This window comes from Agreia pratensis (assembly GCF_900177685.1).
Classification (GTDB): Bacteria; Actinomycetota; Actinomycetes; order Actinomycetales; family Microbacteriaceae; genus Agreia; species Agreia pratensis.
On record NZ_FXAY01000004.1, the window covers coordinates 59,835 to 85,827 of the forward strand.

The following is a 25,993-nucleotide window of genomic DNA, read 5'->3' on the forward strand; positions in this document are numbered from 1 at the left end:
GCTTGTTCCGCCGAACAGGGTGTGAGAGACGTATTGGCCTGCGCCGAAGCAGTCGAATACGGTGCAGCCGCGAAAACCTCGTCGCCGCAAGGAATCGTGGATGGAGCAGGAGAACGCGTCGGTGAGATTCGAGCAGGGGGTGCCTGCCGGCTTATCGATAGGGAAATCGGCGGATCGTTGAAATCCAAAGGCTGTGCAGCACAGTGCGAAGCAGTCAGCGCAGTTCGCTCGCAGGGCCGCGCGGCCGTCGACAGGTACGTCGGAAGAATCGATGGAGGTCATCAGTGAAAGGTCTTTCTGGGGTGATTTCGGAAAGTGGCCGGGGTGCGGGGAACTCCGAAAGGAGCTCCCTCTGCGGCGCACGAAATCACCGCCCCTCGAGCGAGGAGCGAACGGGTGTCGCTGAAGGGCCTCTGGGTCACAGAGAGAAAGAAGGTTTCACTGACATCAGGGTAGCGCTGTGGCTGGTCAACCGTGGCGGCTGAGCAGGTCGAGCACGTCGTCGAAGCGACCCTCTCTCTCGGCGAATCGCAGGAAGCCGACGCGACTCACGAGAATCTCGCGCGCATCCGGCTGCGAAGCGAGGATCGACATGGTCTCGTCGAGGAACTCGTCGACGGGCATCGCGTTGGGATCGTCTTCTTGGCCCATCAGGCTCGTTGCGACCGCGGGCGGCGCGAGCTCGAGAACCTGGATGCTCGTGTCGGCCAGCTGCACGCGCAGGCTCTGCGAGAACGAATGGATGGCGGCCTTGGTCGCGCTGTAGCTGGGCGTGGCCGGCAGCGGCACGAAGGCGAGGCCGGAGGAGACGGTCATGATCGTGGCTGACGGGCGGGACGCCAGGTGCGGCACGAGGGCCGCGATGAGTCGGATCGGGCCGAGCAGGTTGGTTGCGATGGTGCGTTCGGCAGTCTCAAGGAAGTCGGCCGTGTGCAGATCTTCGGGCTCCATGATTCCGGCCATCAGAATCACGGTGTCGAGTCCGGGGTGCTCGGCGACGACCTGCTGCGTTGCCCGCTCGATGGAGGAGGCGTCGGCCGTGTCGATCTGCACTGCGCCGATTCCGGGGTTCTCCTCGACGATCCGGTCGAGGAGTTCCGTGCGGCGACCGCCGATGATCACGTGGTTGCCGGCAGCCTGAAAACGCAGCGCCAGGCCGAGCCCGAGCCCTGACGTGGCGCCGGGAATGAAAATGGTGTTTCCGGTGATGTTCATGGCTCGACTCAACACCGAACGCGGGCGGCGCAGAAGGGAGCGGTTGTCCATGGATTGTCAGTCCCTTGTTGCCACGGGGGTGTACCGCCACCATGGACACATGGACAGACCCGCACTCGCCGACTTTTTGAGGCGTCGCCGCGAGGCCCTGAAGCCGCGCGACGTCGGGCTGCTCGATGGATCACGTCGTCGAACTCCCGGCCTCAAGCGCGAGGAGGTCGCCCTGCTCGTGGGCATGTCGACCGACTACTACTCGAGGCTCGAGCAGCAGCGAGGCCCGCAGCCGTCGGAGCAGATGGTGGCCGCGATCGCCCGCGGGCTGCGACTGACTCCCGACGAGCGCGACCATCTGTTCCGGCTCACTGGGCACAACGCACCCCGTCGCGCTCTCGCGACGAAACACGTCTCGCCCGCGCTGATGCGGGTGCTCGATCGACTCGACGACACCCCGGCCCTCGTTCTCTCAGACCTCGCAGAGACTCTGGCGCAGAACGCGATGGCGACAGCATTGCTCGGCGACGAGACGCGGTTCAGCGGCCTGGCCGCAAGCGCGGTATACCGCTGGTTCACCGACCCCGAGGCGCGCGGCCGGTATCCCGAGCGCGACCACGAGCACCAGAGCCGCATCCAAGTCGCCGCGCTACGCGCATCCGTCTCGGCCTCGGGCGATTCCGAGCACGGCCGGGCGATCGTCTCCGAGCTGCTGGCGACAAGCGAGGAGTTCGCGGCGATCTGGGAGCTGCACGAGGTGCGCAATCGCTTCGACGATCACAAGACGCTGGTGCACCCGGAAATCGGCGAGATCGAGGTGGACTGCCAGGCGCTGTTCACCGAGAATCTGTCGCAGACACTGCTCGTGCTCACGGCGTCACCCGGAACCGAGGCTGCCGAGAAGCTGGCGCTCCTCCGGGTGGTGGGTAACCAGACCTTCGCCTAGCCTGGATGTATGGCCGCACGTTGTGGCCGCCGGACGAGGGCGCAGTACCCGGAACGCGACAAGACTGACCACCACTAAGGAGTGGAACAGTCATGTCTTGGATCGTCCTCGTCATCTCCGGAATCCTCGAAGCCGTGTGGGCCACAGCCCTCGGCAAGTCAGAGGGATTCACGCGGCTCTGGCCGAGCGTCATATTCGTCGGCGCGCTCGTCTTGAGCATGGCCGGCCTGGCGTATTCGATGCGCGACATCCCCGTGGGCACGTCGTATGCCGTGTGGGTCGGAATCGGCGCCGCCCTGACTGTGGGGTATGCGATGTTTTTCGGGGGAGAGGGAGTCTCTGTGGTGAAGCTGCTTCTCGTGCTCGGCATCGTGTCCTGCGTCGTCGGACTGAAGGTGCTGCACTGACGTCGATGGACCCGGCTACGCCGGCTCCTTGCTCAGCAAATACCGAGCGCGTTCAACGGCGATCACACCGCCAACGAGTACCCCACCGAGCCACAGCCATGATGCGAAGCTGGAGTCAGCGTTGACGACGTGGAGAATCGTCGCCGCGGCTGATGTCGGCCCCACGACGAGAAACGCTGCCCGATGACTCGATGTCCACGTCTGAGCGGTTCTGCTGACCCACGGCAGGTTATATCCGACGCGGCGCCAGCGCCTACCGACGCCGAGGGCAGCCAGGCTGATCACCGCGAACGTGACCAGGTAGGCGACGAGGAAGGGTGTCCCGGTCATGATCACTCCCCGAAGTTGTTCGGCCGATATCTGAGCCTACGGCAGGGTCCAGGCGCCGGCGCGAGTCGCATGCCCGCGTTCGACTGTTCGCACGTGCGGCAGTCTTGACTTATGCGCGACCATACCTTGAGGGTGAGAGCCGGGACCACCGGTGACGTGGATGCGGCACAATCCTTGATGGGCAGCGCACGTCGGTGGCTGCATGAACAGTCGATCGATCAGTGGCAGGATCGCGTTCCCGATTCGACGTTCGAGAAGGATGCCGAACGGGGACACTTTTTCGTCGTTGAAAGACATGGTGCTGTTATCGCCATGGTTACTGTGGCCGATGAGGACGATGAAACGTGGCCAGCGGACGACGTTCCCGCCTCGTACGTACATCGCCTCGCGGTCGATTCAACTCACCGCGGGGACAACCTCGGTGGCAGGTTGCTCAGCTGGGTGGAGGTGCGTGCGCAGGAAGCGGGCAAGCAGGTAGTGCGGCTTGACTGCGCAGCGGACAATCCGGGACTGCGACGATTCTACGAAGCACGCGGGTTCTCCCACGTCGGGGACTCCTCCGTTAGCGACCCGACTGGCGCACGCTCGCTGAAGATCAGCCTGTACGAGAAGCGGTTGGACGCTTAAGTTCCTTTGTCGCGACGCTCACCAGGGGCCGGTCGTCACCCACACGGCGACAACCGACAGCGCGGCGATGAAGACCCACGAACCGAGGCCCACGATCAAGGCCTTCCAGCCAGTGCGCGCCAGCTCGGCGAACCGGATGCCCGTGCCGAGCGCGAACAGGGCGGTAGCGAGAAGGGCCGTCTGTAGAACGTCGGCCACCTCGAGCGCCCCGGTGGGCAACGGAACGAGCGTGCGCACCAGAACCGCGGCGAGGAACCCGAGCACGAACAGGGGCACGATCGGGGGGCGCTTCGCCGGGCCTTCGTCGACGGCCGAGCCGGAAGAGAGCGGGGCGCGGCGACGCTCGACGGCGCCTACGATCGCCACCATCGGCGCGAGAGTGAGAACCCGAGTGAGCTTGACGACCACGGCGGCTGCCAGGGCCACTGGCCCGGCGATCTGGGCGGTGGCCACGACCTGGCCCACGTCGTGCACGCTGAGCCCGACCCAGGTTCCGAACTCCGTGGCGTCGAAGCCGAGGGGAATGCGGGCGAGTGGCAGCAGCACGATCGCTAGGGTGCCGCACAGAGTGACCAAGGCGACGGGAGTAGCGCTCTCCGAGTCTTTCGCACGTGTGACCGCACTCATCGCGCCCACTGCGGATGCGCCGCAGATCGAGAATCCCGCGGCGATGAGCAGCGGCTGGTAGCCGGGCAGGCCGAGCATCCGGCCGAGAAGAAGAGTGACGCCGAACGTGAGGATGACCACGAGAACGATGGCGATGATGGTGACCAGGCCGAGCCCGGCGATGTCGACGAGGCTCAGCTTGAGCCCGAGAAGCACGATGCCGATGCGCAGCAGGCGCCGGGCCGACAGCGAGAGCCCCGCCTTCAGCGGCCCGTCGAGCAGGGGGCGCAGCGCCGGAATCTGGGCGACGACCATGCCGAGGGCCACCGAGATCGTGAGCAGGGGGAGCGCGGGAAATGCGAGGTGCACCAAGAACGCGATTCCGGCGGCACCGGCGGCGACGAGCATGCCCGGTAGCCAGGCACGAGACGTTGACCGCGTCATCGCCAGGTCGGCAGCCAGTAGTGCAGAGAGAGCAGCCAGCCTGGGATCGATTGGGCTGTCCACACGGGATAGAAGAACGCCGTGACCGCCGAGCAGATGACCAGGAACGCGATGACCGCGCGCACGCCGCCCACCCGCATCCATCGGGGGTCTGTGCGTTTACCCAGCGCCAGGCCGATCACGAAGACCAGCCCGAGAATCAGATACGGCTCGAAGGCGATTGTGTAGAACTGGTAGATCGTGCGGTTCACGTAGAGCAGCCACGGCAGGTAACCGGCGACCATGCCCATGAGAATGAACCCGACGACCCACTCGCGTTTGCGGATCAAGCGGTAGACGAGATAGAGCAGCGCCGCGGTGCCCGCCCACCAGATGATGGGGTTGGCGATCGAGGTGATGTTCTCGTAGCAGGTGTCTGCCCCGCAGCTGCCCTGACCGTTGTCGAGGGTTTTGATGTACATCTGGGTGGGGCGAATGAGGAACAGCCACGAGAACGGGTTGGCCTGATAGGGGTGCGGTGTGTGCTCGTTGACGTGGTAGTTGTAGACCGCGGCTTCGAGGTGCCAGAAGTTCTGCGCCCAGTTCGGAACCCAGGCCAGAAGGCCCGTCCAGTGCTCGCCCGAGGTCTGCACCCACTGCCGGTACATTCCGCCCGAGGTGAGGAACCAGCCCGACCAGGTCGACAGGTAGACGACGATCGCGATCGGAACGGTGAGCAGGAAAGTGACCGGCCCCTGCTTGAGGATCGCCCCTGCCGCCCACATCCGCAGTCCTGCACGGCGACGAGCCAACGCATCCACAACGACGAGGTAGACGGCGAACGCGGCGAGAAAGTAGAGCCCAGACCACTTGACGCTCGACGACAGACCGAACAGGATGCCTGCGGCCAGCACCCACGGACGCCACCAGAGCGCGGGTCCCCACCGAGCAACCCGGCCGTGTTTCTCGGCCGACATGAGCTTCGCGTCGAGCCGCCTCGCATGCCATTCGCGATCCATCAGAACGGCGCCGACTCCGGCTAGGGCGATGAGCGCGAAGATGCCGTCGAGCAGCGCGACCCGGCTCATGACGATGGCGTGGCCGTCGATTGCGATGAGGAAACCCGCGACCGTGGCGAGGAAGGTGGAGCGGAACAGCTTCTTGGCAACGAGCGTGGTGAGAAGAACGAGGAGGATTCCGCAGACGGCGACCGAGATGCGCCAACCGACGCTCGAATCGGCGCCGAAGACGGCCAGGCCGAGCGCGATCACCCACTTGCCGAGGGGCGGATGAACGGCGAATGAGCCCTGCTGCAGGAACCCGTCTGTGTCGCCCGCGTTGAACGCCTCGTCGGCGTCGGCCGGCCACGTCGACTCGTAGCCGTTGCGCAGAGTCGTGTAGGCGTCTTTGACATAGAACGTCTCGTCGAACACCAGCGAGTGCGGATGCCCGAGGTTGACCAGACGCAGGATGGCGGCGAGCAGGGTGACGGCGATCGGGCCGCCCCACGCCCAGAGGCGCTGTCGGCCTGGCGTGGACAGCATGCGACCCCACCACTCGTCGAGTCGAGATCCGATCGGCTCAGGCTGCGCAGCCGCCTGCACGTGGGTCTGCGCCGCGAGCGTCTCGTCGACGTCGATCGGGGTGCGGGGCTCGGTCACCTGCACAATCGTAGGTGCCGCCGCCGACGCGGCCCAATCACGCATTGGGGACGCCGGGCTCGCGAAAGACCCAGAAGCGCATCCCGAGGTAGATTCCGGTCGCGACGACGACGATGGCGCCCAACTGCACGACGAGCGCATTCCACCCGATCAGCTCGACGAAGACAGCCAGGATCGTGACGTTCAGGGCGTAACCGGCGAGGTTGACTGCGACGAACCGCAGCACCGAACGTCGGGCGCTGCCAGAGTGCCGAAAGGTGAAGGACCGATTGGCCAGATAACTGACGACCATGCCGGTCGCGTACGTGATCGTGGCCGCGCCGATAGATGGCATTCCCGCCACGGTCAGGGCCACGAAGATGCCGTACGACAGCAGATTGTTCAGGCCTCCGATCGCGCCGAAGCGGAGTACGGGGCTGTGCCAGAGGGTATTCACGAGGGAGCGTACGTCTGTTTTCGTCATCCGCACCCTCCTCTCACCGCCGACCGATGCTACCCGACCGGGGTGCGAGGCCCCGCCGGTCGATACGCTGAGGCAATGATCATCCTCGCGGGCACGCCCATCGGCAATCTGAAGGATGCGTCGGTGCGGCTCGTCGAGACGCTCGAGGCCTGCGAGCTCATCGCCGCCGAAGACACCCGCGTCGCTATCAAGCTGCTGCGCGCCCTCAACCTCGAGAACCGACCGCGCCTCGTAGCCCTGCACGACCACAACGAGAGGGAGAAGGCGGCGGAGCTGGTGGAGTTCGCCCGCACAGCCGACCTCGTCGTGATGAGCGACGCCGGCATGCCGACCGTCTCCGATCCTGGCTTCCACCTCGTGGCCGCCGCCGTCGCCGCGGGTGTGGAGGTCACCGCGATCCCCGGGCCCTCGGCAGTGCTCATGGCGCTCGCGGTGTCGGGCCTGCCCACCGATCGCTTCACCTTCGAGGGCTTTCTGCCGCGCAAGCAGGGCGAGAGACTGCAGGTTCTGGGTGCGCTGGCGCGCGAACCTCGCACCATGGTGTTCTTCGAATCGCCCAATCGCATCGCCGCGTCTCTCGCTGACATCGCCACAGCCCTCGGCGCGGACCGCCGCGTGGCCGTTGCGCGGGAGCTTACGAAAATGTACGAGCAGGTGAAACGCGGCACGGCATCCGAATTGCTCGAATGGGCCGAGGCCGGGGTGAAGGGCGAGATCGTGATCGTCGTGGCCGGCGCCGAGCCGCTGGAGGTCGACCTGGCCACCGGGGTGACGCAGGTGCTCGAGCTGGTCGCCGACGGCACGAGGTTGAAAGACGCGTCGGCGGCGATCGCCGAGGCCACTGGGCTGTCGCGGCGAGACCTCTATGAAGCAGCGCTTGCGCAGCGCACGGGGCGTACGCCCGCGAACGAGCAGGCGCAGCTGCCGCTGCTCTAGGCCGTAACAGGGGAAGCGTGGGTGAGCCGCGCCTTTATGATGGGGAGCATGTCCGACGGCTCCTCGTTTTATATCACCACGCCTATTTTCTATGTGAACGACGTGCCCCACATCGGGCACGCCTACACAGAGGTGGCCGCCGACGTGCTCGCGCGCTGGCACCGCCAGGCGGGTGACGACACATGGTTCCTCACCGGAACCGACGAGCACGGTCAGAAGATCCTGCGCACGGCTACCGCCAACGGTGTCACGCCCAAGCAGTGGGCCGACCGCCTCGTCGAGAGCGCCTGGCAGCCCCTGCTCAAGACGATCGACATCTCGAACGACGACTTCATCCGCACGACAGATGAGCGCCACGAGGTCAACGTGCAGCTGTTCCTGCAGCGCCTCTTCGACGCCGGGTACATCTACACCGGAGAGTACGAGGGCTACTACTGCGTGGGCTGCGAGGAGTACAAGGCCGACAGCGACCTCGTCGACGGCACGGGTGAGTACGAGGGCCAGAAGGTCTGCGCGATCCACTCGAAGCCTGTCGAACTGCTCAAGGAGCGCAACTACTTCTTCAAGATGAGCGAGTTCAGCCAGCGGCTGCTCGACCTCTATGAAGAGAACCCGAATTTCATCCAGCCCGAGAGCGTGCGCAACGAGATCGTCTCGTTCGTTCGTCGGGGACTGACCGACCTGTCGATCTCGCGGCAGACGTTCGACTGGGGTGTCAAAGTTCCGTGGGACGAGTCCCACGTCGTCTACGTGTGGTTCGACGCGCTGCTCAACTACATCACCGCGGCCGGCTACGGCTATGACGACGAAGCCTTCGCGAGCCGCTGGCCCGCGACCCACATCGTCGGAAAAGACATCGCCCGCTTCCACGCCGTGATCTGGCCCGCGATGCTCATGGCCGCCGGGCTCGAGGTTCCGAAGCAGGTCTTCGGCCACGGCTGGCTGCTCGTCGGCGGCGAGAAGATGTCGAAGTCGAAGCTCACGGGCATCGCCCCGAATCAGATCACCGACACGTTCGGCTCCGACGCGTTCCGCTACTACTTCATGCGCGCCATCAACTTCGGTCAAGACGGCTCGTTCAGCTGGGAGGACCTGTCGGCCCGCTACCAGGCCGAGCTCGCCAACGGCTTCGGCAACCTCGCGTCTCGCGTGATCGCCATGGTCACCCGCTACTTCGACGGCGTCATTCCCGACGCGGGGGTTCTGGATGCGCCAGACCAGGCGATCCGCGACACCGAGGTGCGGGTGACGGCCGCCGCCGACGCGGCCATCTCGCGACTCGCCATCCACGAGGCCATCGCACAGGTCTGGCAGCTCGTCGACGAGCTGAACGGCTACATCACCCTGCAGGAGCCGTGGGCACTCTCGAAAGACCCGGCGAACCGCGAGCGGCTCGGCACCGTGCTGAACACGGCAGTGCGTGGAATCGGAACTCTCGCGGTTCTGCTCTCGCCCGTGCTTCCCGTGGCCACGAGCAAGCTCTGGACCGCCTTGAACGGAGCGGGCGCGGTCTCCGACCAGCCCATCCGGTCGGCGTTCGACTGGGCCGGAGGAACCACGGTCTCGGCACTCGAGCCGCTGTTCCCGCGCATCGAGACGAGCGAGACCGACGGGTCGGCTGCGTAGTCGTGCCTACTGACCACAGCTATCCGCCGCTGCCCGAGCCCCTCGTGGTGGGCGTCTACGACAATCACACGCACCTCGATCCGCCGCCGTCGAAGGGCTCAGGGGATGAAAACGAGGGGCCCGAGCGCGAGGTGCTCGACTATCTCGAGCAGCTCGACCGGGCGTCGAGTGTCGGCGTACGCGGGGTGGTGCAGGTCGGCGGCGATGTCGAGTCGAGCATCTGGGCGGCCGAGCAGGCCGCGCGCGAGCCGCGCATGCTGGCGGCCGTGGCCATCCACCCGAACGAGGCGCCGCGCTACGACGAGGCGGGTCAGCTCGATGAGGCCCTCGCCGTGATCGCGGAGCTGGCCACTCGCCCGCGGGTGCGAGCCATCGGAGAGACTGGACTCGACTTCTTCCGCACGCCGCAAGAGGGACGTGCTGCCCAGTTCAGGTCGTTCGAGGCGCATATCGAGATCGCCAAGGCGAACGGGCTCGCCCTCCAGATCCACGACCGCGACGCGCACGACGACGTCATCGAGACCCTCCTGCGGGTGGGGGCGCCGGAGCGCACGGTCTTCCACTGCTACTCGGGTGATGGCGCGATGGCTCGCATCTGTGCCGACAACGGCTGGTACATGTCGTTCGCCGGAACCGTGACGTTCAAAAACGCCGAGAACCTGCGCGACGCCCTCGAGATCGCTCCACGCCAGCTGCTGCTCGTCGAGACGGATGCGCCGTTCTTGACACCGACGCCGTTGCGCGGGCGGCCGAACGCTCCGTATCTGCTGCCGCACACGCTGCGTTTTATGGCGTCGCACCTCGGCACCGATGTGTCGATGCTCGCGGCTCAGATCACGTCGAACACCGAGCTCGTCTACGGCACCTGGGATTCAGAGCCGGTGACCGCCGAATGAGCGATCCTGGCGAGAGCAAGCTCCTCGGCCCCGCGGAGATCCGCGACCTGGCGGAACTGCTCGATCTGACACCCACGAAGAAGCTCGGTCAGAACTTCGTGATCGACGGCAACACCGTGCGCAGAATCGTGCGCGTGGCCGGAGTGCAGCCGGGCGAGACGGTCGTCGAGGTCGGACCTGGCCTCGGCTCGCTGACCCTGGGCATCCTCGAGACCGGAGCCTCGGTTGTCGCCGTCGAGATCGATAAGAGGCTCGCCGCCCAGCTGCCAGACACGGTTCGCGCGCTGCAGCCGAATGCCACACTGACGGTCGTGCGTGACGATGCCATGAGCATCCAGAGCCTGCCTGACGCGCCCGTGCGGCTCGTCGCGAATCTGCCCTACAACGTTTCCGTCCCCGTGCTGCTGCACTTTCTCGAGCATTTTCCATCGATCCAGTCGGGCGTCGTGATGGTTCAAGCCGAGGTCGGGCATCGGCTCGCCGCCGTTCCGGGATCGAAGATCTATGGCAGCCCGAGCGTGAAAGCGGCCTGGTACGGCGACTGGAAGACGAGCGGCAATGTGAGCCGCCAGGTGTTCTGGCCCGTGCCGAATGTCGACTCCGTACTCGTGTCGTTCCAGCGCCACGAGACCCTTCCCGACACCGAAGAAGTGCGCGTGCGTACCTTCGAGGTCGTCGACGCGGCGTTTCAACAGCGCCGCAAAATGCTGCGGCAGTCGCTCATTCCGGTCTTCGGTGACACGCAGCAGGCACAAGAGGTGCTCGAGCGCGCGGGTGTGGAGCCCACGATGCGCGGCGAAGCGCTGACGATGACCGACTTCCACCGGATCGGACGAGCCGCTCTCGGAGCCTGAGTGCACTGATCCCGAAGGAGACCCACGCATGGTTGCAGCATCCTCGAGCGATATTCGCCACATCATCGTCGACACCGACACCGGAATCGACGATGCACTCGCGCTGCTCTACCTGGCCGGCCGCGATGATGCGGAGATCTCGGCGATCACGAGCGTCTACGGAAACACCCCGGTCGAAGACGCGGTAGCGAACATCGCCCGGGTGCTGAAAATCGCTGGCCTCGAAGACACCCTCGTTGCGAAGGGCGCCGCTGGGCCAATCAACGCTGAGCCGCGGATCGCCGGTCATGTGCACGGACATGACGGTCTGGGGGATATCTACAGCGAGAAGCTCGTGCCACGCAATCTGTCGCCCCTGTCGTCGGCCGAACTGCTCGTCGAGCTGGCGCGGTCACGCCCCGGCTACTACGACCTGCTGCCGATCGGACCGCTCACGAACGTGGGACTCGCCCTCGAGATCGAGCCCCAGCTGCTCACGATGTTCCGCTCGACGGTGATCATGGGCGGCTCGGGGCCGTTCCCGCCGCTCGGCACCGTACAGATGGTCGACGCGAACATTCAGAACGACGCGATCGCTGCGGCGCGCGTCTTCGCTGCACCACGCACCGGTCTCGTGATGGTGGGTGTGAACGTGACCGCTGGCACGATCGTCGATGAGGCGGCCGTGCAGTCGCTGCACCGTGCCGGTACGGAGTGGGGCACGTTCTCGGCCGCCATCCTCGAGGCGTACATGGACTTCTATCAGTTCTCGTGGGGGCGCAGGGTGTCGCCCGCGCACGATGGACTAGCTGCCGCTCTGCTCGTTCAGCCCGAGTGGATCACCTCGTCGGTTAAGGGGCCCGTGAACATCACCACCGACGGCTTCGCCACCCGGGCACATCTCGTGCGCACCGACGAAGGCCTGCCTGTGAGCTGGCCGATCACGCCGGCACCTGACACGCAGGTCGTACTCGATGTCGACAGGCAGGCGTTCCTCGCAGACTTCGTCTCGGTGCTGGCAGGACTCGGCCGCGCATAGCCTGCGGTCGGATCGCCCCTCCGGTTGCATATAGGTTGATTGCATGGTCACTCAGAGGGCGCTGTCGACAGTGCACGTTCGGGCGCCGGGAAAGATCAACGTCTTCCTGAAGGTCGGGGCGGTGATGGATGATGGGTACCACGACGTGGCCACGGCCTATCAGGCCGTCTCGCTCTATGAAAACGTGCGCGCCACGATCTCCGACGACTTCTCTGTCTCGTTCGGAGGCAGCATCGACTGCTCGGGTCTCGAGGTGGACGGCACCAACCTCGCCATTCGTGCGGCACGTATGCTGGCGCGCAAGGCGGGTTACCGGGGTGGTGTGCACCTCGACATCGAGAAGAATGTGCCCATCGCCGGCGGTATGGGCGGCGGCTCCGCCGATGCGGCCGCGACTCTCGTGGCGTGCGACACGCTGTGGGGAACAGATCTGGGCCGCGACGAGCTCCTGGGCCTCGCCTCCCGCCTCGGAGCCGATGTTCCGTTCGCTCTCACCGGTGGAACAGCCATCGGCACAGGGCGCGGAGACCAGCTGAGCCCCGCTCTCGCCAAGGGGTCATTCCAGTGGGTTCTAGTGCTCGCCGACTTCGGATCGAGCACACCCGAGGTGTATCGCGAGCTCGATCGGCACCGCGATCGTCACGCCCAAGACATCTTTCCCGCGCAGACTCAGCCCACGGTCGACACCACCGTCTTGCAGGCACTGCGCTCGGGAGATTCGCTTGTGCTCGCCGACGCTCTCTACAACGACCTGCAAGCCCCCGCATTGCATCTGAACCCGGCGCTCACGGGCATCCTCGAACTCGGTGAAGCCAACGGTGCGCTCGCAGGAATAGTGTCGGGATCGGGCCCGACGGTCGCGTTTCTCGCAGAGAACCTCGACACGGCCCTCGAACTGCAGATCGCACTGAGTGCCGCCCGGCACCGAGTCGTGCGCGTCACCGGGCCTGTTCACGGCGCGCGCGTCGTATCGGACTAGACGTCGTGAGCACATCCACGGTTCTTTTTGCTCCAGGAGCGGGAGGAGACCCTGCTCGCTATTCCGTTCTCATCGATGCCATCCGCGACGCAGGTTTTTATGTCGTCGCCCCGCAGAGCGAACGCTTCGACCCGCGAACTGTCAGCACAGCGCAGTTGCAGGCGCGGGTAGGCGAGCTGCATCACGCTCTCGCAACGGAAGGCGACATCGAGTCTGGGGTGAGCGTCGTCGGACACTCGGTCGGCGCTTGGGCTGCGCTCTGCCTGGCAGGCGCCCAGCCGTGGGGCAAGGACGGCCAGCCCATCACAGTAGAAGCGAACGCGCGTGTGACCAGACTCGTGCTGTTAGCACCTACCGTCGGATGGTTCGCGGCCCCCGGCGCGCTCGATCACGTTCAGGCTCCGATGCATGTTCACGTCGGAGCGGCAGATACTGTCACACCGCCGGGCACAGCTTCGATACTTCGCTCAGCACCCGCCGAAATCACTATCGACGATTACGCGAACGTGGGTCACTACGACTTCATGAGCACGTTGCCGCCTCACATTTCGCCTACGCCAGGTCTCGATCATGCGGGCTTCCTCCGCGATCTGGCTCACACAATCACTGCGCAGCTGCGATGACTGAGGTCTACGACGCGGGGTAGCTGCTCAGCTCGAGGATGTCATGCCCTGCGAGAGCGGCTCGGCCTCCGAGGTCGTCGAGTGCGATGACCACGCCGATACCCGCCACGATCCAGCCGGCGCGCTCGGCGAGTTTCACGACGGCCGCCAGCGTGCCCCCGGTTGCAAGCAGGTCGTCGAGAATCACGACACGCGATCCTCGCGGCAGAACGTTCGGCTGCACCTCGAGAGTGGCCGTGCCGTATTCGAGCGCGTAGTCCTCGCTCAGCAGTTCGCCGGGAAGCTTGCCCGCCTTGCGCACCGAGACCATCCCCACGTTGCGCGCGTACGCCATGGCCGCGGCGATGCCGAACCCGCGTGCCTCGATGCCGAGCACCGCATCCACCGTGCCCCAATCGTGCGAGGCGAACGCGTCGACGACCGAGGCGAATGCCTCTCCGTTCGCGTACACGCTGGTCACGTCGCGGAACAGGATGCCCTCGCTCGGGAAATCCTGCACCGTGATCAGATGGGCATCGATGAGTTCGGCAGTCGTTTGAGCTGGCATACCTTCACGCTACCGGCGCTCAGACCCGCCGCATGACGAGGTGCACAGGCGAGGAGCGATAAGTTTGAGCGATGATCGACTCCTCACCCCTCGGCGACGACGCGCTCGCGCTGCTGCGCGACCTCATCCGCAGCGCGTGCGTGAACGACGGAACCTACGCGTCCGGTCAGGAAATTCGGAACACCGACGTCTTGAGGCGATTCTTCGAGGGTGTCGACGTGGATCCCGTCGTCGTCGAATCGGCGCCCGGTCGAGCGACGCTCGTCGTGCGCATCCCCGGCACCGACCCGCAGGCGCCGTCTCTCGCGCTGGTCGGGCACATCGACGTCGTGCCCGTGATGCACGGAGGCTGGAGCCATGACCCGTTCGCCGCAGACATCGTGGGCGACGAACTCTACGGTCGCGGCACCCTCGACATGCTCTATCTGACGGCCGCCTATGCGGTGGCCACGAGAGCTGCCGCATCCAAAGGTCGCGCTCTGCGTGGCGACCTCATATTCGTGGCGGTCGCCGACGAAGAGGGCGGCAGCCGTCTCGGCATCGAATGGCTCATGCAGCACCACCCCGAACTCATCGATGCCGACTACGTGCTTACCGAATCGGGCGGCGTCCCTGTCGGCGGCTCAGCGGGCGCGCCGCACTCCGTGACCGTGACCGTGGGGGAGAAGGGGCTGGCCCGACGACGACTGCTGATCCGCGGGATCCCCGGACACGGTTCTGCGCCGTGGGGCTCGTCGAATGCCGGTGTGATCGCGGCCGAGGCGGTGACCCGGCTCACGCGGTTCGCGCCCCGTGCCGTCATCGGCGACTACTGGCCGCGCTACGTCGAGGCTCTCGACCTCGACCCCGATGTGTCGAGGCGACTCACCTCCGTGGCAGAGATCCTGGGGGCGCTTCCGGCGCTCGGTGAACTCGCGGGCTACGCTCACGCGACGACACACACGACCATCTCGCCCAACGTGATCCGAGCGGGCGACGCGATCAACGTCATCCCGGGCGAGGCCAGTATCGACCTCGACATCAGGCAGCTGCCCGGGGTATCTCCCGAGGCCGTCGACGCGTACGTCATGGCCGCGCTCGGCGACCTGATGCAACACATCGAGATCGTGGATGTCGTCGGTGCGTCGTTCAGCCCGGCCAACGTCTCGCCGATGGATACGCCGCTCTTCGACGTGCTCGCCGAGGTCATCGACGAGGCGTATCCGGGGGCCGTGCCGCTGCCGATCATCGCGGCGGGAGGATCGGACGCCCGGTTCTATCGTGCTAAGGGCCGACAGGCCTATGGCTTCTCGGTGCTGTCGCGGCGATGGGACTACGGGCGCTTCCGTCACCTCATCCACGGCAACGACGAGCACATCGACCTCGAATCGGTCACGCTCACCGCTCGTGCCTTGGATTCGGTCGTGAGGCGTTTTCTGGGCTGACCGGCAGGACGGCCCTCGGATCGCGGGTAACCTCGACAGGTGGCCCATCTACTGGGAGCGGAATCGCTCCATCTCGAATATCCGACGCGCGTCATCTTCGACTCCGTGACCATCGGTCTCAACGAAGGCGACCGCGTGGGAATCGTCGGTCGCAACGGAGACGGCAAGTCGACCCTGCTCAGGCTGCTGGCGGGTCGCATCGAACCCGACGGCGGTCGCGTGACGCGCCGCAACGGAGTCACCCTCGCGATGCTCGACCAGTCCGACGACCTCGACGGCGACCTCACCGTGAAAGAGACGATCGTCGGCGATATCGACGAGCACGTCTGGGCCGGCGATCCGATCATCCGCGACGTGATCTCGGGCCTTGCCTCGGACATCCCGTGGGATGTGCTCGTCTCGAGCCTGTCGGGAGGCCAGCGCCGACGCATCGCGCTGGCGAAGCTGCTCATCGGCGACCACGACGTGATCTTCCTCGACGAGCCCACCAACCACCTCGACGTCGAGGGCATCGCCTGGCTCGCACAGCACCTGCGCAAGCGCTGGGCCACGAACTCCGGCGGGCTCATGGTCGTGACACACGACCGGTGGTTCCTCGACGAGATCTGCACGGCGACCTGGGAGGTGCACGATCGTCTGATCGAGCCCTTCGAGGGCGGCTACGCGGCCTACATCCTTCAGCGCGTCGAGCGCGATCGCATGGCGGCCACGAGCGAAGCCAAGCGCCAGAATCTCATGAAGAAAGAGCTGGCCTGGCTGCGCCGCGGTGCCCCGGCCCGCACGGCCAAGCCGAAGTTCCGCATCGACGCGGCCAACGCGCTGATCGAAGACGAGCCGCCCGTGCGCGACAAGGTCTCGCTCGCGGCGATGGCCATGCAGCGCCTCGGCAAAGACGTGGTCGACCTCGAGAACATCTCGGTCGAATACGACAACGGCAAGAAGGTTCTGAAAGACGTGACCTGGCGCATCGCGCCCGGCGAGCGCACCGGAATCCTGGGCGTCAACGGAGCCGGCAAGAGCACCCTGCTCAGCCTGGTCTCGGGAACCCTGCTGCCGACATCCGGCAAGGTCAAGCGCGGCAAGACCATTCGGGTGGCTACGCTCACGCAGCAGCTCTTCGAGCTCGAAGACATCTGGAACGACCGGGTCAGCGAGGTGATCGGTCGGCAGAAGAGCTCCTACGTCTCAGGCGGAAAAGAAATGACTCCCGGGCAGCTGCTCGAGCGGGTCGGCTTCACGAGTGCCCAGCTCTCGACCCCGGTGAAAGACCTCTCGGGTGGCCAGAAGCGACGGCTGCAGCTGCTGCTCATCATTCTCGATGAGCCGAATGTGCTGATCCTCGACGAGCCCACCAACGACCTCGACACCGACATGCTGGCGGCTATCGAAGATCTGCTCGACTCCTACGCGGGAACGCTGCTTGTCGTGAGTCACGACCGGTACCTGCTCGAGCGCGTCACCGACAACCAGTACGCCGTGATGAACGGCGGTTTCACGCACCTTCCCCGCGGCGTCGAGCAGTACCTCGAACTGCGTCTGGCGCAGCAGAAAGAGCAGGCGCGCATCGCCGCCGGAGGTTCTGCTGACGCGCCCGCCAAGAAGACCGGGCTTCAGGGCGCCGAGCTGCGGAACGCTCAGAAGGAGCTGGCCGCGGCCGGCCGCAAGATGGAGAAGCTGAGTACGCAGATCGCAGAAATGGACCTTGCGTTCGCCAAGCACGATCAGAGCGATTACGCCGGACTCGGTGAGATGCAGCAGAAAGTTCAGGCGCTGCGCGACCAGATGGACGCGGTCGAACTGCGCTGGCTCGAGCTGACGGAACTTCTCGAGGGCTGATCACTCGTAGGATTGTAGTCGTGTCTAAAGTCTTGAGCAGTCTTCCGGTCGGCGAGCGAGTCGGCATTGCATTCTCCGGCGGTCTCGATACCTCCGTCGCCGTCGCCTGGATGCGCGAGAAGGGTGCGGTTCCCTGCACCTACACCGCCGACATCGGGCAGTACGACGAGCCCGAGATCGACAAGGTGCCCGCCAGGGCTCTGGAGTACGGCGCCGAGATCGCGCGCATCGTCGACGCGAAGGCCGCACTGGTCGAGGAGGGCCTCGTGGCCCTCGCCTGTGGCGCGTTCCACATCCGCTCCGGCGGCAAGACCTACTTCAACACCACGCCGCTCGGCCGCGTCGCCACGGGCACGCTGCTCGTGCGCGCCATGAAGGAAGACGGCGTCGACATCTGGGGCGACGGCTCCACCTACAAGGGCAACGACATCGAGCGGTTCTACCGCTACGGCCTGCTGGCCAACCCGCGCCTGCGCATCTACAAGCCCTGGCTCGACTCGCAGTTCGTCGGCGAACTCGGTGGCCGCAAAGAGATGAGCGAGTGGCTCGTCGCCCGCGGCTTCCCCTACCGTGACTCGGCCGAGAAGGCCTACAGCACCGACGCCAACATCTGGGGCGCCACCCACGAGGCCAAAAAGCTCGAAGAGTTGAGCGCCGGCATCGAGATCGTCGAGCCCATCATGGGCGTCGCGTTCTGGCGCGACGATGTCGAGATCGCCTCCGAGGTCGTCACCGTGCGCTTCGAGGCGGGTCGCCCGGTCGCCATCAACGGCGTCGAGTTCTCTGACCCCGTCGCCCTCGTTCTCGAGGCGAACGCCATCGGTGGGCGCCACGGTCTCGGAATGAGCGACCAGATCGAGAACCGCATCATCGAGGCGAAGAGCCGCGGCATCTACGAGGCGCCGGGCATGGCGCTGCTGCACATCGCCTACGAGCGACTGCTCAACGCGGTGCACAACGAAGACACCATCGCGAACTACCACTCCGAGGGCCGCCGTCTCGGTCGCCTTATGTACGAGGGCCGCTGGCTCGACCCGCAGTCGCTCATGCTGCGCGAATCCATCGTGCGCTGGGTCGGCTCGGCCGTCACCGGCGAAGTCACGGTGCGCCTGCGTCGCGGAGACGACTACACGATCCTCGACACCACCGGCCCCAGCCTCAGCTACCACCCCGACAAGCTGTCGATGGAGCGCGTGGGCGACGCCGCATTCGGCCCCGACGACCGCATCGGGCAGCTCACCATGCGCAACCTCGACATCGCGGATTCGCGTGCGCGCCTCGAGCAGTACGCTGCGGCGGGTCTCGTCGGCGGCGCTACGGCCGAACTGGTCGGTCAGCTCGAACAGGGCGAGTCGAGTGAGATCTTCGACGCGGCCGAGGAATCGGTCGGCGACGAGGCGCTCGAGCGAGCAACAGACCTCGCCTCGGAGGGCGCGGCGTTCGACTCAGGAACCGACTAACTCGAGCGCGTGCTCGCTTCCCGCGAGTCGGACTTGCCGCCGAGAATCGCCAGGACTTCCTCAAAGTTTTCAAGCGCGCGGATTCCGACCTGCTCAGCTGCCTGAGTGCGCAGGGCGTCGAATGTGCGGGCGCCGATCGTCATCATTTCGCGTCCTCGAGCGGTGACGAGAAGTCGTTTGCGGCGAGCGTCGCCGGGGTCGTCCTGTCGGTCGAGGTAGTGGAGCTCTTCCAGGGCGGCGATGGTCTTTGCGGCCGCCTGCCTGGACACGCCCAGGCTTCTGCCGAGCTCGGAAGCGCTTTGAGCTCCATCATCGATGGCTTCCAGCGCGAATGCGTGGGTGGCCGTCACGCCCGGGTGCCCCTCGCGATCGAGTTCTGCCACGACCACGTCGACCATTGCGTCGAAAGTGCCCAGAAGAAGCCCGGCCAATTTCGCCCCAGATGATGTGTTCACAGTTCCAACTTATCCGTCTCGTGCTCTATTGACAACCAGGTTGTCAACTCAATAACATGTCAACCATGTTGTCAATTCGACGCATTTTTCGAAAGAAGGATTCCGATGAGCACATCTCCTACTCCTGCATCGATTGCGGGCATCGATCATCACTACGTCGACGTCAACGGCACCACGTTGCATTACGTCTCTGCTGGCGATGAGGGCTCTCCGATCCTGCTCGTCCACGGCTTCCCGGAGTCGTGGTGGGCTTTCCACAAGGTCATCCCGCTCCTGGCGGCTACGCATCGGGTCTTCGCCGTCGATCTGCGCGGTTTCGGCGACTCGGCTGTGGCGGCCGACGGGTTCACCAGTGCGACTGCTGCTGACGACCTCCACCAGCTCATCGCAGCACTGGGAGTCGGTCCCGTGCATCTCGCCGCACAGGACATCTCTGGTGGAGCCGCGTTTCGACTGGCCGCCATGCACCCCGACGACATCGTGAGTTTCACGGCGACCGAAATGGGATTGGCCGGCTTCGGTCTCGAGGGTCTTGCCGACGTCACACACGGCGGCTCATGGCACATCGGCGTTCTCGCGTCGCCGGGAATCGCAGAGATGCTTTTCGCCGGTCGCGAGGAACAGATCCTCGGTAGCTGGGCATTCCCCGCAATGACAGCCGTCGTCGATTCGATCACGAGCTATGATGTTGCGGAATTCGTGCGTACGTACGCGCGCGGAGGGGGTTGGCGTGGAGCGATCGGCCTGTATCAGTCGATGCTCGGCGAGGGTGGCGCCGTAAAAGCACTCGCCGAGTCCAGCCCGATCACGGTGCCCGCGCTGGCGATCGGGGGCTTCGGGGGGCCGTTCACCGCTGGGACCCTCAGCCACGTCGTGTCCGGCGAGGTGCAATCAGTTCAGCTCGACGGGGTCGGCCACTACGTCGCCCTGGAAGCCCCATCCGCCTTCGCCGACGCCATCCTCGCATTCACAGGCCGGGTCGACGCCTCCTAGCCACATTGCCTCAGGCCTTCCCTGTCCGGTTGTGCGAGAGCAGCCACGGCTCAGGGCGTGAGCGCGAACACCGTTTCGCAGCCCAGCGATTCGACGCTCGACGACGTGCCGTCGACGGGGAGTGCCGCCGCACACACCCGCACGAGGCCCTGCGCGGCGACCTCGGTTCCTCCGTTGAAACCGTGATCGAAGCCCGCTAGCGAATCGACCGTCAGGGCGCCGCGCGTCGTCGCGCCGGCCTGCAGTGTCGTCGCCTGGATGCGGCCCGCCGCATCCGTCACCGTGATTCGCACTGAGTTGGATGCCCGCAGCGAGCTCGGGTCGATCGCCCAGCCCTTGGCCACGATGCGGCCGCGCACGACCGAGACGTCGTCGAGTGCGCCCTGGGTGATCGAGCCGCGCGTCGGATCGCCGAACCACTCGGAATAGAACTTCCAGAAGTTCAGATTGCCGAAAGCGCCGCAGGGCGCGTCTGCATCGCCGGCGATGGCGGCCGCGTTGGGTTGGTAGGGCGTGTAGTAGTAGAGCGCCGCCGTCGCGATGTTCTTGAGCGTCACGTCGGCGCTGCCGCAGGATGCGTCGGGGTTGTAGGCGATCGGGCTCGGCTGGCCGATCGGTCGGCTCGTGAAGAACTCGGTCGTTCCGGGCGGGTTGGAATAGCGCTTGAGCTGCCAGGCAGCCCAGTACAGCTGGTTGTAGAAGCCCGAGTACTCCACGTCGCACGCTGCCGTGTCGGGGCACGCATAGCCCGTGGCGAATGAGAAGTCGCCGGCTGTCGGGGCGGGGTTGCGCACCAGGGACTGCTCCTTCTGTAACAGAACGAGCAGTGCCTTCTGGCTGATGCCGCAGGCGAGGCCGACTTTGGCGATGATCTCGGCACCCGTCTCCGACTCGCGACCGCCGTAGGCGCCGCACACATCGTCGCCCTCGCGCGTCACGGTCTTCTGGGTGTAGTCGGCCAGGCAGACCACACCTGGGGAGCACTCGGCAACCTGCTCGTCGAGAAACTCCTGCACCTCGTCGGCGTCGAGTGCGCCGCCGTCGTAGAAGAGTTCGTCGGAGATGATGAATCCGGGGTCGAAAACCGTGTCAGCCACGACCGTCACGGCGGTCGGGGCGATGGATGCGGCATCCGCCCGCGCGCTGGCCGGGTTCGTCGGGCCGGCCGCGGTCGTAACGAGGCCAAGACCGACGAGGGCCGCCGTGAGCACGACGAAACGACGAGAGATAAGACGAACCACCTAATCGAAGTCGACGCTGAGTTTGCGGAGCAGAGCGGCGATGCGCTCCTGGTCTGATGTGCTGAGTCGGCTGAGCAGCTCGCCCTCTGCGGTGACCAGCGCGGTTATCGCTCCGTCGACGCGGTCGCGACCCTCGTCGGTCATCGAGACGAGAATGCCCCGGCCGTCGTGCGGATCGGTGCGGCGCTCTACCAGGCCGCGCCGCGACATCCGATCGATGCGGTTGGTCATGGTGCCGGAGGAGACGAGTGTCTGTTCGAGCAGGGCTTTGGGGCTGAGCTGATGCGGCTCACCCGCTCGCCGGAGGGCGGAGAGTACGTCGAATTCCCACGACTCGAGCTCACTGGTGGCGAAGGCCGTGCGGCGCGTGCGTTCGAGGTGCCTCGACAATCGCCAGACTCGTGAGAGCACCTTGAGTGGAGCGAAGTCGAGATCGGGTCGCTCGCGCTCCCACGCGTCGACGATTCCGTCGACGGAATCTCGAGGAGTCGCATCGGGCACGCATCCATTATGTGGGGCGGGGGCCGTTATATGGGGCAGGGGCCGTCGGCAGGCTCCGTGTCTGGCAGAATTGGGGAATGCGTGTTTCACGGAGCGCGCGGTCCGCCTTGGTGTAATGGCAGCACGACAGCCTTTGGAGCTGTTAGGTCTAGGTTCGAGTCCTGGAGGCGGAGCCTTTGCTGTCCCGGTATATCTGCGATCAGAAGAGTACGAAGTGGAGATCGGTGTGGACGACGTCGTGCAGTGGTTGAGTGAGAACTGGGGATGGGTAGCGGCGATCGTCGTCGGCATCCTGGTCGTGGCGGCGGCGTTGAATCTCCTTCCCGACGCCCGCATCCCGACCAGCCCTGACTTTCCGACGAGCGGCGATGAAGCGCGCGATCTGGCGGTCGGAGCGATTCAGATCGTCACCTCGGAGGGCAAATGGAATGATCCGGAGTCCCACACCATCCGAGACTCCAAGGGTCTGCGCTCGAGGCTTGTATCGATGTGGGGGCTCACCGATCGCGAGAGCTGGCTCGAGACTCTCGAGGAGCTGCCGCAGCGTCGCACCGACTCGCTGCGCGATTCTCTGCTCGAGCTCAGAGCGGAGTTGGCGCGCACCAGCGGCCGGAGACCCTCTCAGCGCGAGTGGCTCGCTGCTGCCAAAGAGCGCGGAGCGTCGGGTCGCGACGTCAAGTCCGTGATCAATGCCGTGACCGAGATCGAGAAGAGCCTGAAGAAGAGCGCCTTGCGCACCGTTGTTCTTCCCGCGGGTGCGACCATCGAATCGGTGCGCGGATACGCGCAGGGGCAGCAGATCGCACTCGCGACCTGGGGCGTCGCGCTGGGCTTTGCGACGCGCGAAGACATTCGACCGGTCCTCCGTCAGGTCAGCGCTGAGGCTCGACGTGACTTCGGCTCCTGGGAGGAGTTCGGTCGCAGCTATCTGCTCGGTCGCGTTATGCGGCTGGTCGAGCAGGGCATGCCGGTCGAGAAGGCGATCGAGAAGAACGACGACGGAATCCGCGCCTACGGGCAGCTTTTCGACGCGAAGCGCGGCAACAGCGGGCCATGGAGCACCCTGCCCTGGTGATGCGCTCGTGGAGTCGCTTCATTCGGAGCCAGGGGCTCTCGGGAAGCGGCTTCCTGGCATTTGTCGGCGGGGCGGTCTTCGCGGCAGCTGTCGTGGCGGTGGCCTGGGTGGTCGTACCGCTTCTCCTTCCGTCGCAGGAGCTGCTGATTCGCGCCATCGGAGTGCCGCTTCTTCTCGCCGGACTTGTTCTGTCTCTCGCCCTGACGCTGAGGTCGATGCGCCGAGGCGTGCTTCTGCAATCGTGGGCGCGGCATCGCGGCCTGGGTTATGTGCATCAACATCGAGCGACGAGGAACAGCCCGTGGTCAGGCGCCCCGTTTCCGCGCACAGGAGGATACGTCGTTCGACACCATCTGATCGGCGACGGGTTCGAGAGCGCACGATTCCGCTCTGTTCCCGACGGGAGGGGGTACCACTCGGCCGGACTCGTCGATTCGTTCACTTTCGTGCGCTTCGACCTGCCGACCTTCGTTCCGCATCTCGTCGTCACCGGCAATCGGCGGTCCGTCCTCCGAGCTGCCGGACTGGCGATAGGGAGCGGGCGGAAGCTGGGCGGCAGTATCGAGTTCGATTCGGTCTTCACGCTGCATTGCCCGGCCGACTATGAGCGCGATGCTCTCTACATCTTCACGCCCGACCTGCTGGCGCTGTTGATCGACCACGCTCCGGGATGCGACCTCGAACTCGTCGACAACAGCGCCTATCTGTACTTTTCGCGTGAGCCGAAGATCTGGAACGAGCGTGTGGCCGACGATCTCCTGGCAGTCGTCGATCGCCTGCGCCGCAAGCTGGAGAGGCAGACCCGGAGCTATGCAGACGGCACCCGAGAGAGGGAGGTGGGTGCGGGCGCATCCTCTTCTTCCGCCTCCGCCGCCGCCTCCGGCGTTTCTCTCGGGGGTCTTCGGCTCGCGAGCAAGACGAGCACACGCGGTCGGGCCGTCGCGCTCGCCGTATGGATGCCGGGGTTCGCGGTGATAGCGGTCGTCGTGGCCCAGGCTCTCGGGTGGATCTCGTTGTAGTGCGCCGGTGGGCCTGTCGTCATGGTGAGGCCCCCTTTCCTGTCTCCTCCCTGTGATTCCGGTGCGATATCCCCCAGTCGGGGGTCATCTTGCGGCGCCCGATCTACCATCAGACGATCGTCTAATACCCGACGTGCGTGTTAAACGCATCGCACTCGTCACAGGAAGAAGATGCCTTGGAGATCTCTCGTCGGACCGCCCTGATCGGACTCGCCGCCGCCGCGCCGCTCGTCATGACGATGATGGAGCCGGAGATGGCGAGCGCAGCCACGACTCAACCGGATTCGCCCACGGGCGTGCTTGCCGTGCAGCAGTGGCTGAACGCGACATTCGGCGGCAAGGACGGGTGGGTCGCCGTCGCCGAGGACGGTGTCGCCGGTCAGGCCACTCTGGCGGGCCTGGTGCAGGGGCTGCAGGATCTGCTTGGGATCTCGCCGCTCGTGACAACGTTCGGACCCACGACGCTGCAGAAACTGGAGCAGCACGGCGACGTCGGCGGCGAGACCGGCGCCGACGCTCAGACGTGGTGTCGGCTCGTGCAGGGCGCGCTCATCTGCAGGGGGTTCTCCAGCGTCGCGCTCTCGGGTGGCTGGGACGAAGCGACACAGCAGGCCGTCGATGGCCTGAGGCAGGCGCTCGGCTCGGCGACGAGCGGAGCGACCGTGTCGCCGAATCTGGCGAGGGCGCTGCTCACCGTCTCCGCGATCTCCGTCGATGAGGATGGCCGAGACGACATCGTGGCTGTGCAGCGGTGGCTGAACGCTCAGTACGCGGAGCTCGCGGGAGCCACCTACTGCTCGACGAGCGGACTCTATGACACGAGCACGCGGACCTCGATCGTTCGTGCTGTGCATCTGGGCACAGGGCAAGATCCGGCGGGCGCAGATGGCGTATACGGGCCGGCGACTGCCCGTGCGTTGAAGAACACGGCGTCGAGCGTTGTGGCCGTGGGCTCACAGGGGTCATGGGTGCGGCTGGTGAAAGGCCTGCTCATTCTCGGCGGCTCCCGAGTTCCGTTCGATGACACCTTCTCCGCGAGTGATGCCGCTGTTCTCGTATCGTTCCAGCAGTTCCAGGCGCTGTCACCCGAGGATCAAACGGGGGTGTGTTGTTTCCCGACATGGGCCGCTCTGCTCGTGAGCTACGGAGACGCGGACCGTGTGGTGCCCGGCGCCGATCTGGCGCACAGGCTCGACGCTGGTGGGGCTCAGGCGCTCGCGGCAGCGGGTTACTCGACCATCGGGCGCTACCTGACGAACTCTTCAGCAAGCGGTGCGCTCGACAAAAAGATCACCATCGACGAGGTGTCGGCGATCTCCGGTGCTCAGCTTCGACTCTGGCCCATCTTCGAAGAGGGGGGAGACGACCTCTCGTGGTTCAGTCGAGCCCAGGGCGCCCTCGATGCGCACAGCGCGGTGGAGGCTGCCCGTGCACTGGGTGTGCCGAAGCAGACCACGATCTACTTCGCGGTCGATCTCGACGTGACGGCCGACGAGATCGCCTCGTCGGTCAGACCGTATTTCGAGGGCGTGGCGCAGGGTCTGAGCGACAGCGGCGATACGTACAAGGCCGGCGTCTACGGATCTCGGCTGGTGTGTTCTCGCATCAGCGGGGCGGGGCTCGCCCATTTCTCGTTCGTCGCCGGCATGTCGTCGGGCTGGGTCGGCAATGAGACCGAGCCGCTGCCCGAGAACTGGGCGTTCAATCAGATCCAGGGTCGACAGGTCACCTCGGCGGGCCAGGCCTTCGACATCGACGCCAATGTGCTGTCGGGACGAGACGGCGGCATCGGTCCCGAGGAGTGGGACCGCGTCGGATGAGCGCAGGAGGTGCGATGATCG

26 protein-coding genes, 1 tRNA gene and 1 riboswitch are annotated in these 25,993 nt (G+C 65.6%); of the genes, 18 read left to right on the forward strand and 9 right to left on the reverse strand.

Going from position 1 to position 25,993, the window contains the following annotated elements; translation table 11 throughout:
* Positions 1 to 468 precede the first annotated feature (468 nt).
* A complete protein-coding gene (locus tag B9Y86_RS12390) occupies positions 469 to 1,215 on the reverse strand; it encodes an SDR family oxidoreductase (RefSeq protein ID WP_085486494.1) in 747 nt (248 codons plus the stop codon).
* 100 nt (positions 1,216 to 1,315) lie between these two features.
* Between B9Y86_RS12390 and B9Y86_RS12395 the strand changes: the two genes are divergently transcribed.
* Together B9Y86_RS12395 and B9Y86_RS12400 are read left to right on the forward strand one after the other, a co-directional pair.
* Entirely contained in the window at positions 1,316 to 2,152 is an 837-nt protein-coding gene (locus B9Y86_RS12395) for a helix-turn-helix transcriptional regulator (protein WP_085486496.1), read from the forward strand.
* 7 nt (positions 2,153 to 2,159) lie between these two features.
* Positions 2,160 to 2,225, forward strand: a riboswitch (guanidine-III (ykkC-III) riboswitch).
* Positions 2,226 to 2,244: 19 nt separating this feature from the next.
* The gene (locus B9Y86_RS12400; RefSeq protein WP_085486498.1) at positions 2,245 to 2,559 is read left to right on the forward strand and encodes a DMT family transporter; all 315 of its coding nucleotides are present in this window, start codon (positions 2,245 to 2,247) and stop codon (positions 2,557 to 2,559) included.
* A gap of 15 nt (positions 2,560 to 2,574) precedes the next feature.
* Here B9Y86_RS12400 and B9Y86_RS12405 read toward each other — a convergent pair whose 3' ends face one another.
* Complete coding sequence (locus tag B9Y86_RS12405) at positions 2,575 to 2,889, reverse strand: hypothetical protein (RefSeq protein ID WP_139824883.1); 315 nt, start codon at positions 2,887 to 2,889, stop codon at positions 2,575 to 2,577.
* Between the two features lie 111 nt (positions 2,890 to 3,000).
* Between B9Y86_RS12405 and B9Y86_RS12410 the strand changes: the two genes are divergently transcribed.
* Positions 3,001 to 3,516 carry a GNAT family N-acetyltransferase gene (locus tag B9Y86_RS12410; RefSeq protein ID WP_085486502.1) on the forward strand — a complete coding sequence of 172 codons (516 nt, stop codon included), beginning with the start codon at positions 3,001 to 3,003 and terminating at the stop codon, positions 3,514 to 3,516.
* A gap of 18 nt (positions 3,517 to 3,534) precedes the next feature.
* On the opposite strand, the gene B9Y86_RS12415 is transcribed toward B9Y86_RS12410, so the two are convergent.
* Genes B9Y86_RS12415 through B9Y86_RS12425 form a run of 3 tightly spaced genes read right to left on the reverse strand, consistent with a single transcriptional unit; the run spans position 3,535 to position 6,669 of the window.
* A complete protein-coding gene (locus tag B9Y86_RS12415; RefSeq protein ID WP_085486504.1) occupies positions 3,535 to 4,566 on the reverse strand; it encodes a YeiH family protein in 1,032 nt (343 codons plus the stop codon).
* A complete protein-coding gene (locus tag B9Y86_RS12420) occupies positions 4,563 to 6,206 on the reverse strand; it encodes a dolichyl-phosphate-mannose--protein mannosyltransferase (protein ID WP_244894749.1) in 1,644 nt (547 codons plus the stop codon). The genes B9Y86_RS12415 and B9Y86_RS12420 overlap by 4 nt, the downstream gene beginning before the upstream one ends.
* Positions 6,207 to 6,243: 37 nt before the next feature.
* Positions 6,244 to 6,669 (reverse strand): GtrA family protein, encoded by a 426-nt coding sequence (locus B9Y86_RS12425; protein ID WP_085486508.1) that lies wholly within the window; start codon positions 6,667 to 6,669, stop codon positions 6,244 to 6,246.
* Positions 6,670 to 6,744: 75 nt separating this feature from the next.
* Here B9Y86_RS12425 and rsmI point away from each other — a divergent pair, with 75 nt between their 5' ends.
* From rsmI to B9Y86_RS12460, 7 genes are read left to right on the forward strand one after another with little or no spacing between them, the layout of a single operon-like run.
* Positions 6,745 to 7,605 (forward strand): 16S rRNA (cytidine(1402)-2'-O)-methyltransferase, encoded by an 861-nt coding sequence (rsmI, locus tag B9Y86_RS12430; protein ID WP_085486510.1) that lies wholly within the window; start codon positions 6,745 to 6,747, stop codon positions 7,603 to 7,605.
* A gap of 48 nt (positions 7,606 to 7,653) precedes the next feature.
* Entirely contained in the window at positions 7,654 to 9,231 is a 1,578-nt protein-coding gene (gene metG / locus B9Y86_RS12435) for a methionine--tRNA ligase (RefSeq protein WP_085486512.1), read from the forward strand.
* Between the two features lie 2 nt (positions 9,232 to 9,233).
* Positions 9,234 to 10,127 (forward strand): TatD family hydrolase, encoded by an 894-nt coding sequence (locus tag B9Y86_RS12440; RefSeq protein WP_085486514.1) that lies wholly within the window; start codon positions 9,234 to 9,236, stop codon positions 10,125 to 10,127.
* Complete coding sequence (gene rsmA, locus B9Y86_RS12445; RefSeq protein WP_085486516.1) at positions 10,124 to 10,981, forward strand: 16S rRNA (adenine(1518)-N(6)/adenine(1519)-N(6))-dimethyltransferase RsmA; 858 nt, start codon at positions 10,124 to 10,126, stop codon at positions 10,979 to 10,981. Before B9Y86_RS12440 ends, rsmA begins: the two co-directional genes overlap by 4 nt.
* Before the next feature lie 28 nt (positions 10,982 to 11,009).
* Positions 11,010 to 11,999: a nucleoside hydrolase gene (locus tag B9Y86_RS12450; RefSeq protein ID WP_085486517.1), complete on the forward strand. Its 990-nt coding sequence runs from the start codon at positions 11,010 to 11,012 to the stop codon at positions 11,997 to 11,999.
* A gap of 43 nt (positions 12,000 to 12,042) precedes the next feature.
* Complete coding sequence (locus B9Y86_RS12455; RefSeq protein ID WP_085486519.1) at positions 12,043 to 12,978, forward strand: 4-(cytidine 5'-diphospho)-2-C-methyl-D-erythritol kinase; 936 nt, start codon at positions 12,043 to 12,045, stop codon at positions 12,976 to 12,978.
* Positions 12,979 to 12,983: 5 nt separating this feature from the next.
* Positions 12,984 to 13,601: an alpha/beta hydrolase gene (locus B9Y86_RS12460; RefSeq protein ID WP_085486521.1), complete on the forward strand. Its 618-nt coding sequence runs from the start codon at positions 12,984 to 12,986 to the stop codon at positions 13,599 to 13,601.
* Between the two features lie 7 nt (positions 13,602 to 13,608).
* On the opposite strand, the gene B9Y86_RS12465 is transcribed toward B9Y86_RS12460, so the two are convergent.
* Positions 13,609 to 14,148 carry an adenine phosphoribosyltransferase gene (locus B9Y86_RS12465; RefSeq protein ID WP_085486523.1) on the reverse strand — a complete coding sequence of 180 codons (540 nt, stop codon included), beginning with the start codon at positions 14,146 to 14,148 and terminating at the stop codon, positions 13,609 to 13,611.
* Between the two features lie 71 nt (positions 14,149 to 14,219).
* On the opposite strand from B9Y86_RS12465, the gene B9Y86_RS12470 reads away from it, so the two are divergent.
* The 3 genes from B9Y86_RS12470 to argG are packed head-to-tail and all read left to right on the forward strand — an operon-like array spanning position 14,220 to position 18,868.
* Positions 14,220 to 15,572: a M20/M25/M40 family metallo-hydrolase gene (locus B9Y86_RS12470; RefSeq protein WP_085486525.1), complete on the forward strand. Its 1,353-nt coding sequence runs from the start codon at positions 14,220 to 14,222 to the stop codon at positions 15,570 to 15,572.
* A 39-nt stretch (positions 15,573 to 15,611) separates the two neighbouring features.
* Positions 15,612 to 17,408, forward strand: a complete 1,797-nt coding sequence (locus B9Y86_RS12475; RefSeq protein ID WP_085486527.1) for an ABC-F family ATP-binding cassette domain-containing protein — start codon at positions 15,612 to 15,614, stop codon at positions 17,406 to 17,408.
* A 20-nt stretch (positions 17,409 to 17,428) separates the two neighbouring features.
* Positions 17,429 to 18,868 (forward strand): argininosuccinate synthase, encoded by a 1,440-nt coding sequence (gene argG, locus B9Y86_RS12480; RefSeq protein ID WP_085486529.1) that lies wholly within the window; start codon positions 17,429 to 17,431, stop codon positions 18,866 to 18,868.
* On the opposite strand, the gene B9Y86_RS12485 is transcribed toward argG, so the two are convergent.
* The gene (locus B9Y86_RS12485; protein WP_085486531.1) at positions 18,865 to 19,266 is read right to left on the reverse strand and encodes a MarR family winged helix-turn-helix transcriptional regulator; all 402 of its coding nucleotides are present in this window, start codon (positions 19,264 to 19,266) and stop codon (positions 18,865 to 18,867) included. The two genes, argG and B9Y86_RS12485, sit on opposite strands and share 4 nt — an antisense overlap.
* Positions 19,267 to 19,428: 162 nt before the next feature.
* On the opposite strand from B9Y86_RS12485, the gene B9Y86_RS12490 reads away from it, so the two are divergent.
* Positions 19,429 to 20,316 carry an alpha/beta fold hydrolase gene (locus tag B9Y86_RS12490; RefSeq protein WP_085486533.1) on the forward strand — a complete coding sequence of 296 codons (888 nt, stop codon included), beginning with the start codon at positions 19,429 to 19,431 and terminating at the stop codon, positions 20,314 to 20,316.
* Positions 20,317 to 20,366: 50 nt separating this feature from the next.
* Here B9Y86_RS12490 and B9Y86_RS12495 read toward each other — a convergent pair whose 3' ends face one another.
* Together B9Y86_RS12495 and B9Y86_RS12500 are read right to left on the reverse strand one after the other, a co-directional pair.
* On the reverse strand, positions 20,367 to 21,557 hold the full coding sequence (locus tag B9Y86_RS12495) for a hypothetical protein (RefSeq protein ID WP_085486535.1): 1,191 nt from the start codon (positions 21,555 to 21,557) through the stop codon (positions 20,367 to 20,369).
* Positions 21,558 to 22,058: a MarR family winged helix-turn-helix transcriptional regulator gene (locus B9Y86_RS12500; protein ID WP_085486537.1), complete on the reverse strand. Its 501-nt coding sequence runs from the start codon at positions 22,056 to 22,058 to the stop codon at positions 21,558 to 21,560.
* A gap of 101 nt (positions 22,059 to 22,159) precedes the next feature.
* Here B9Y86_RS12500 and B9Y86_RS12505 point away from each other — a divergent pair.
* The 4 genes from B9Y86_RS12505 to B9Y86_RS12520 all read left to right on the forward strand — a co-directional run bounded on the left by B9Y86_RS12505 (position 22,160) and on the right by B9Y86_RS12520 (position 25,972).
* A tRNA-Gln gene (locus B9Y86_RS12505) sits at positions 22,160 to 22,231 on the forward strand.
* A gap of 41 nt (positions 22,232 to 22,272) precedes the next feature.
* Entirely contained in the window at positions 22,273 to 23,133 is an 861-nt protein-coding gene (locus B9Y86_RS12510; protein WP_085486539.1) for a DUF1266 domain-containing protein, read from the forward strand.
* Complete coding sequence (locus B9Y86_RS12515; RefSeq protein WP_085486541.1) at positions 23,112 to 24,152, forward strand: hypothetical protein; 1,041 nt, start codon at positions 23,112 to 23,114, stop codon at positions 24,150 to 24,152. Before B9Y86_RS12510 ends, B9Y86_RS12515 begins: the two co-directional genes overlap by 22 nt.
* A gap of 176 nt (positions 24,153 to 24,328) precedes the next feature.
* Complete coding sequence (locus B9Y86_RS12520; protein WP_085486542.1) at positions 24,329 to 25,972, forward strand: glycoside hydrolase domain-containing protein; 1,644 nt, start codon at positions 24,329 to 24,331, stop codon at positions 25,970 to 25,972.
* Positions 25,973 to 25,993 lie beyond the last annotated feature (21 nt).

Coding starts and splice junctions, on each gene's coding strand:
- B9Y86_RS12390 (WP_085486494.1), bottom strand. CDS start 1,215: ATGAACATCACCGGAAACACCATTTTCATTCCCGGCGCCACGTCAGGG.
- B9Y86_RS12395 (WP_085486496.1), top strand. CDS start 1,316: ATGGACAGACCCGCACTCGCCGACTTTTTGAGGCGTCGCCGCGAGGCC.
- B9Y86_RS12400 (WP_085486498.1), top strand. CDS start 2,245: ATGTCTTGGATCGTCCTCGTCATCTCCGGAATCCTCGAAGCCGTGTGG.
- B9Y86_RS12405 (WP_139824883.1), bottom strand. CDS start 2,889: ATGACCGGGACACCCTTCCTCGTCGCCTACCTGGTCACGTTCGCGGTG.
- B9Y86_RS12410 (WP_085486502.1), top strand. CDS start 3,001: ATGCGCGACCATACCTTGAGGGTGAGAGCCGGGACCACCGGTGACGTG.
- B9Y86_RS12415 (WP_085486504.1), bottom strand. CDS start 4,566: ATGACGCGGTCAACGTCTCGTGCCTGGCTACCGGGCATGCTCGTCGCC.
- B9Y86_RS12425 (WP_085486508.1), bottom strand. CDS start 6,669: ATGACGAAAACAGACGTACGCTCCCTCGTGAATACCCTCTGGCACAGC.
- rsmI (WP_085486510.1), top strand. CDS start 6,745: ATGATCATCCTCGCGGGCACGCCCATCGGCAATCTGAAGGATGCGTCG.
- metG (WP_085486512.1), top strand. CDS start 7,654: ATGTCCGACGGCTCCTCGTTTTATATCACCACGCCTATTTTCTATGTG.
- rsmA (WP_085486516.1), top strand. CDS start 10,124: ATGAGCGATCCTGGCGAGAGCAAGCTCCTCGGCCCCGCGGAGATCCGC.
- B9Y86_RS12450 (WP_085486517.1), top strand. CDS start 11,010: ATGGTTGCAGCATCCTCGAGCGATATTCGCCACATCATCGTCGACACC.
- B9Y86_RS12455 (WP_085486519.1), top strand. CDS start 12,043: ATGGTCACTCAGAGGGCGCTGTCGACAGTGCACGTTCGGGCGCCGGGA.
- B9Y86_RS12465 (WP_085486523.1), bottom strand. CDS start 14,148: ATGCCAGCTCAAACGACTGCCGAACTCATCGATGCCCATCTGATCACG.
- B9Y86_RS12470 (WP_085486525.1), top strand. CDS start 14,220: ATGATCGACTCCTCACCCCTCGGCGACGACGCGCTCGCGCTGCTGCGC.
- B9Y86_RS12485 (WP_085486531.1), bottom strand. CDS start 19,266: ATGGTCGACGTGGTCGTGGCAGAACTCGATCGCGAGGGGCACCCGGGC.
- B9Y86_RS12490 (WP_085486533.1), top strand. CDS start 19,429: ATGAGCACATCTCCTACTCCTGCATCGATTGCGGGCATCGATCATCAC.
- B9Y86_RS12515 (WP_085486541.1), top strand. CDS start 23,112: ATGGAGCACCCTGCCCTGGTGATGCGCTCGTGGAGTCGCTTCATTCGG.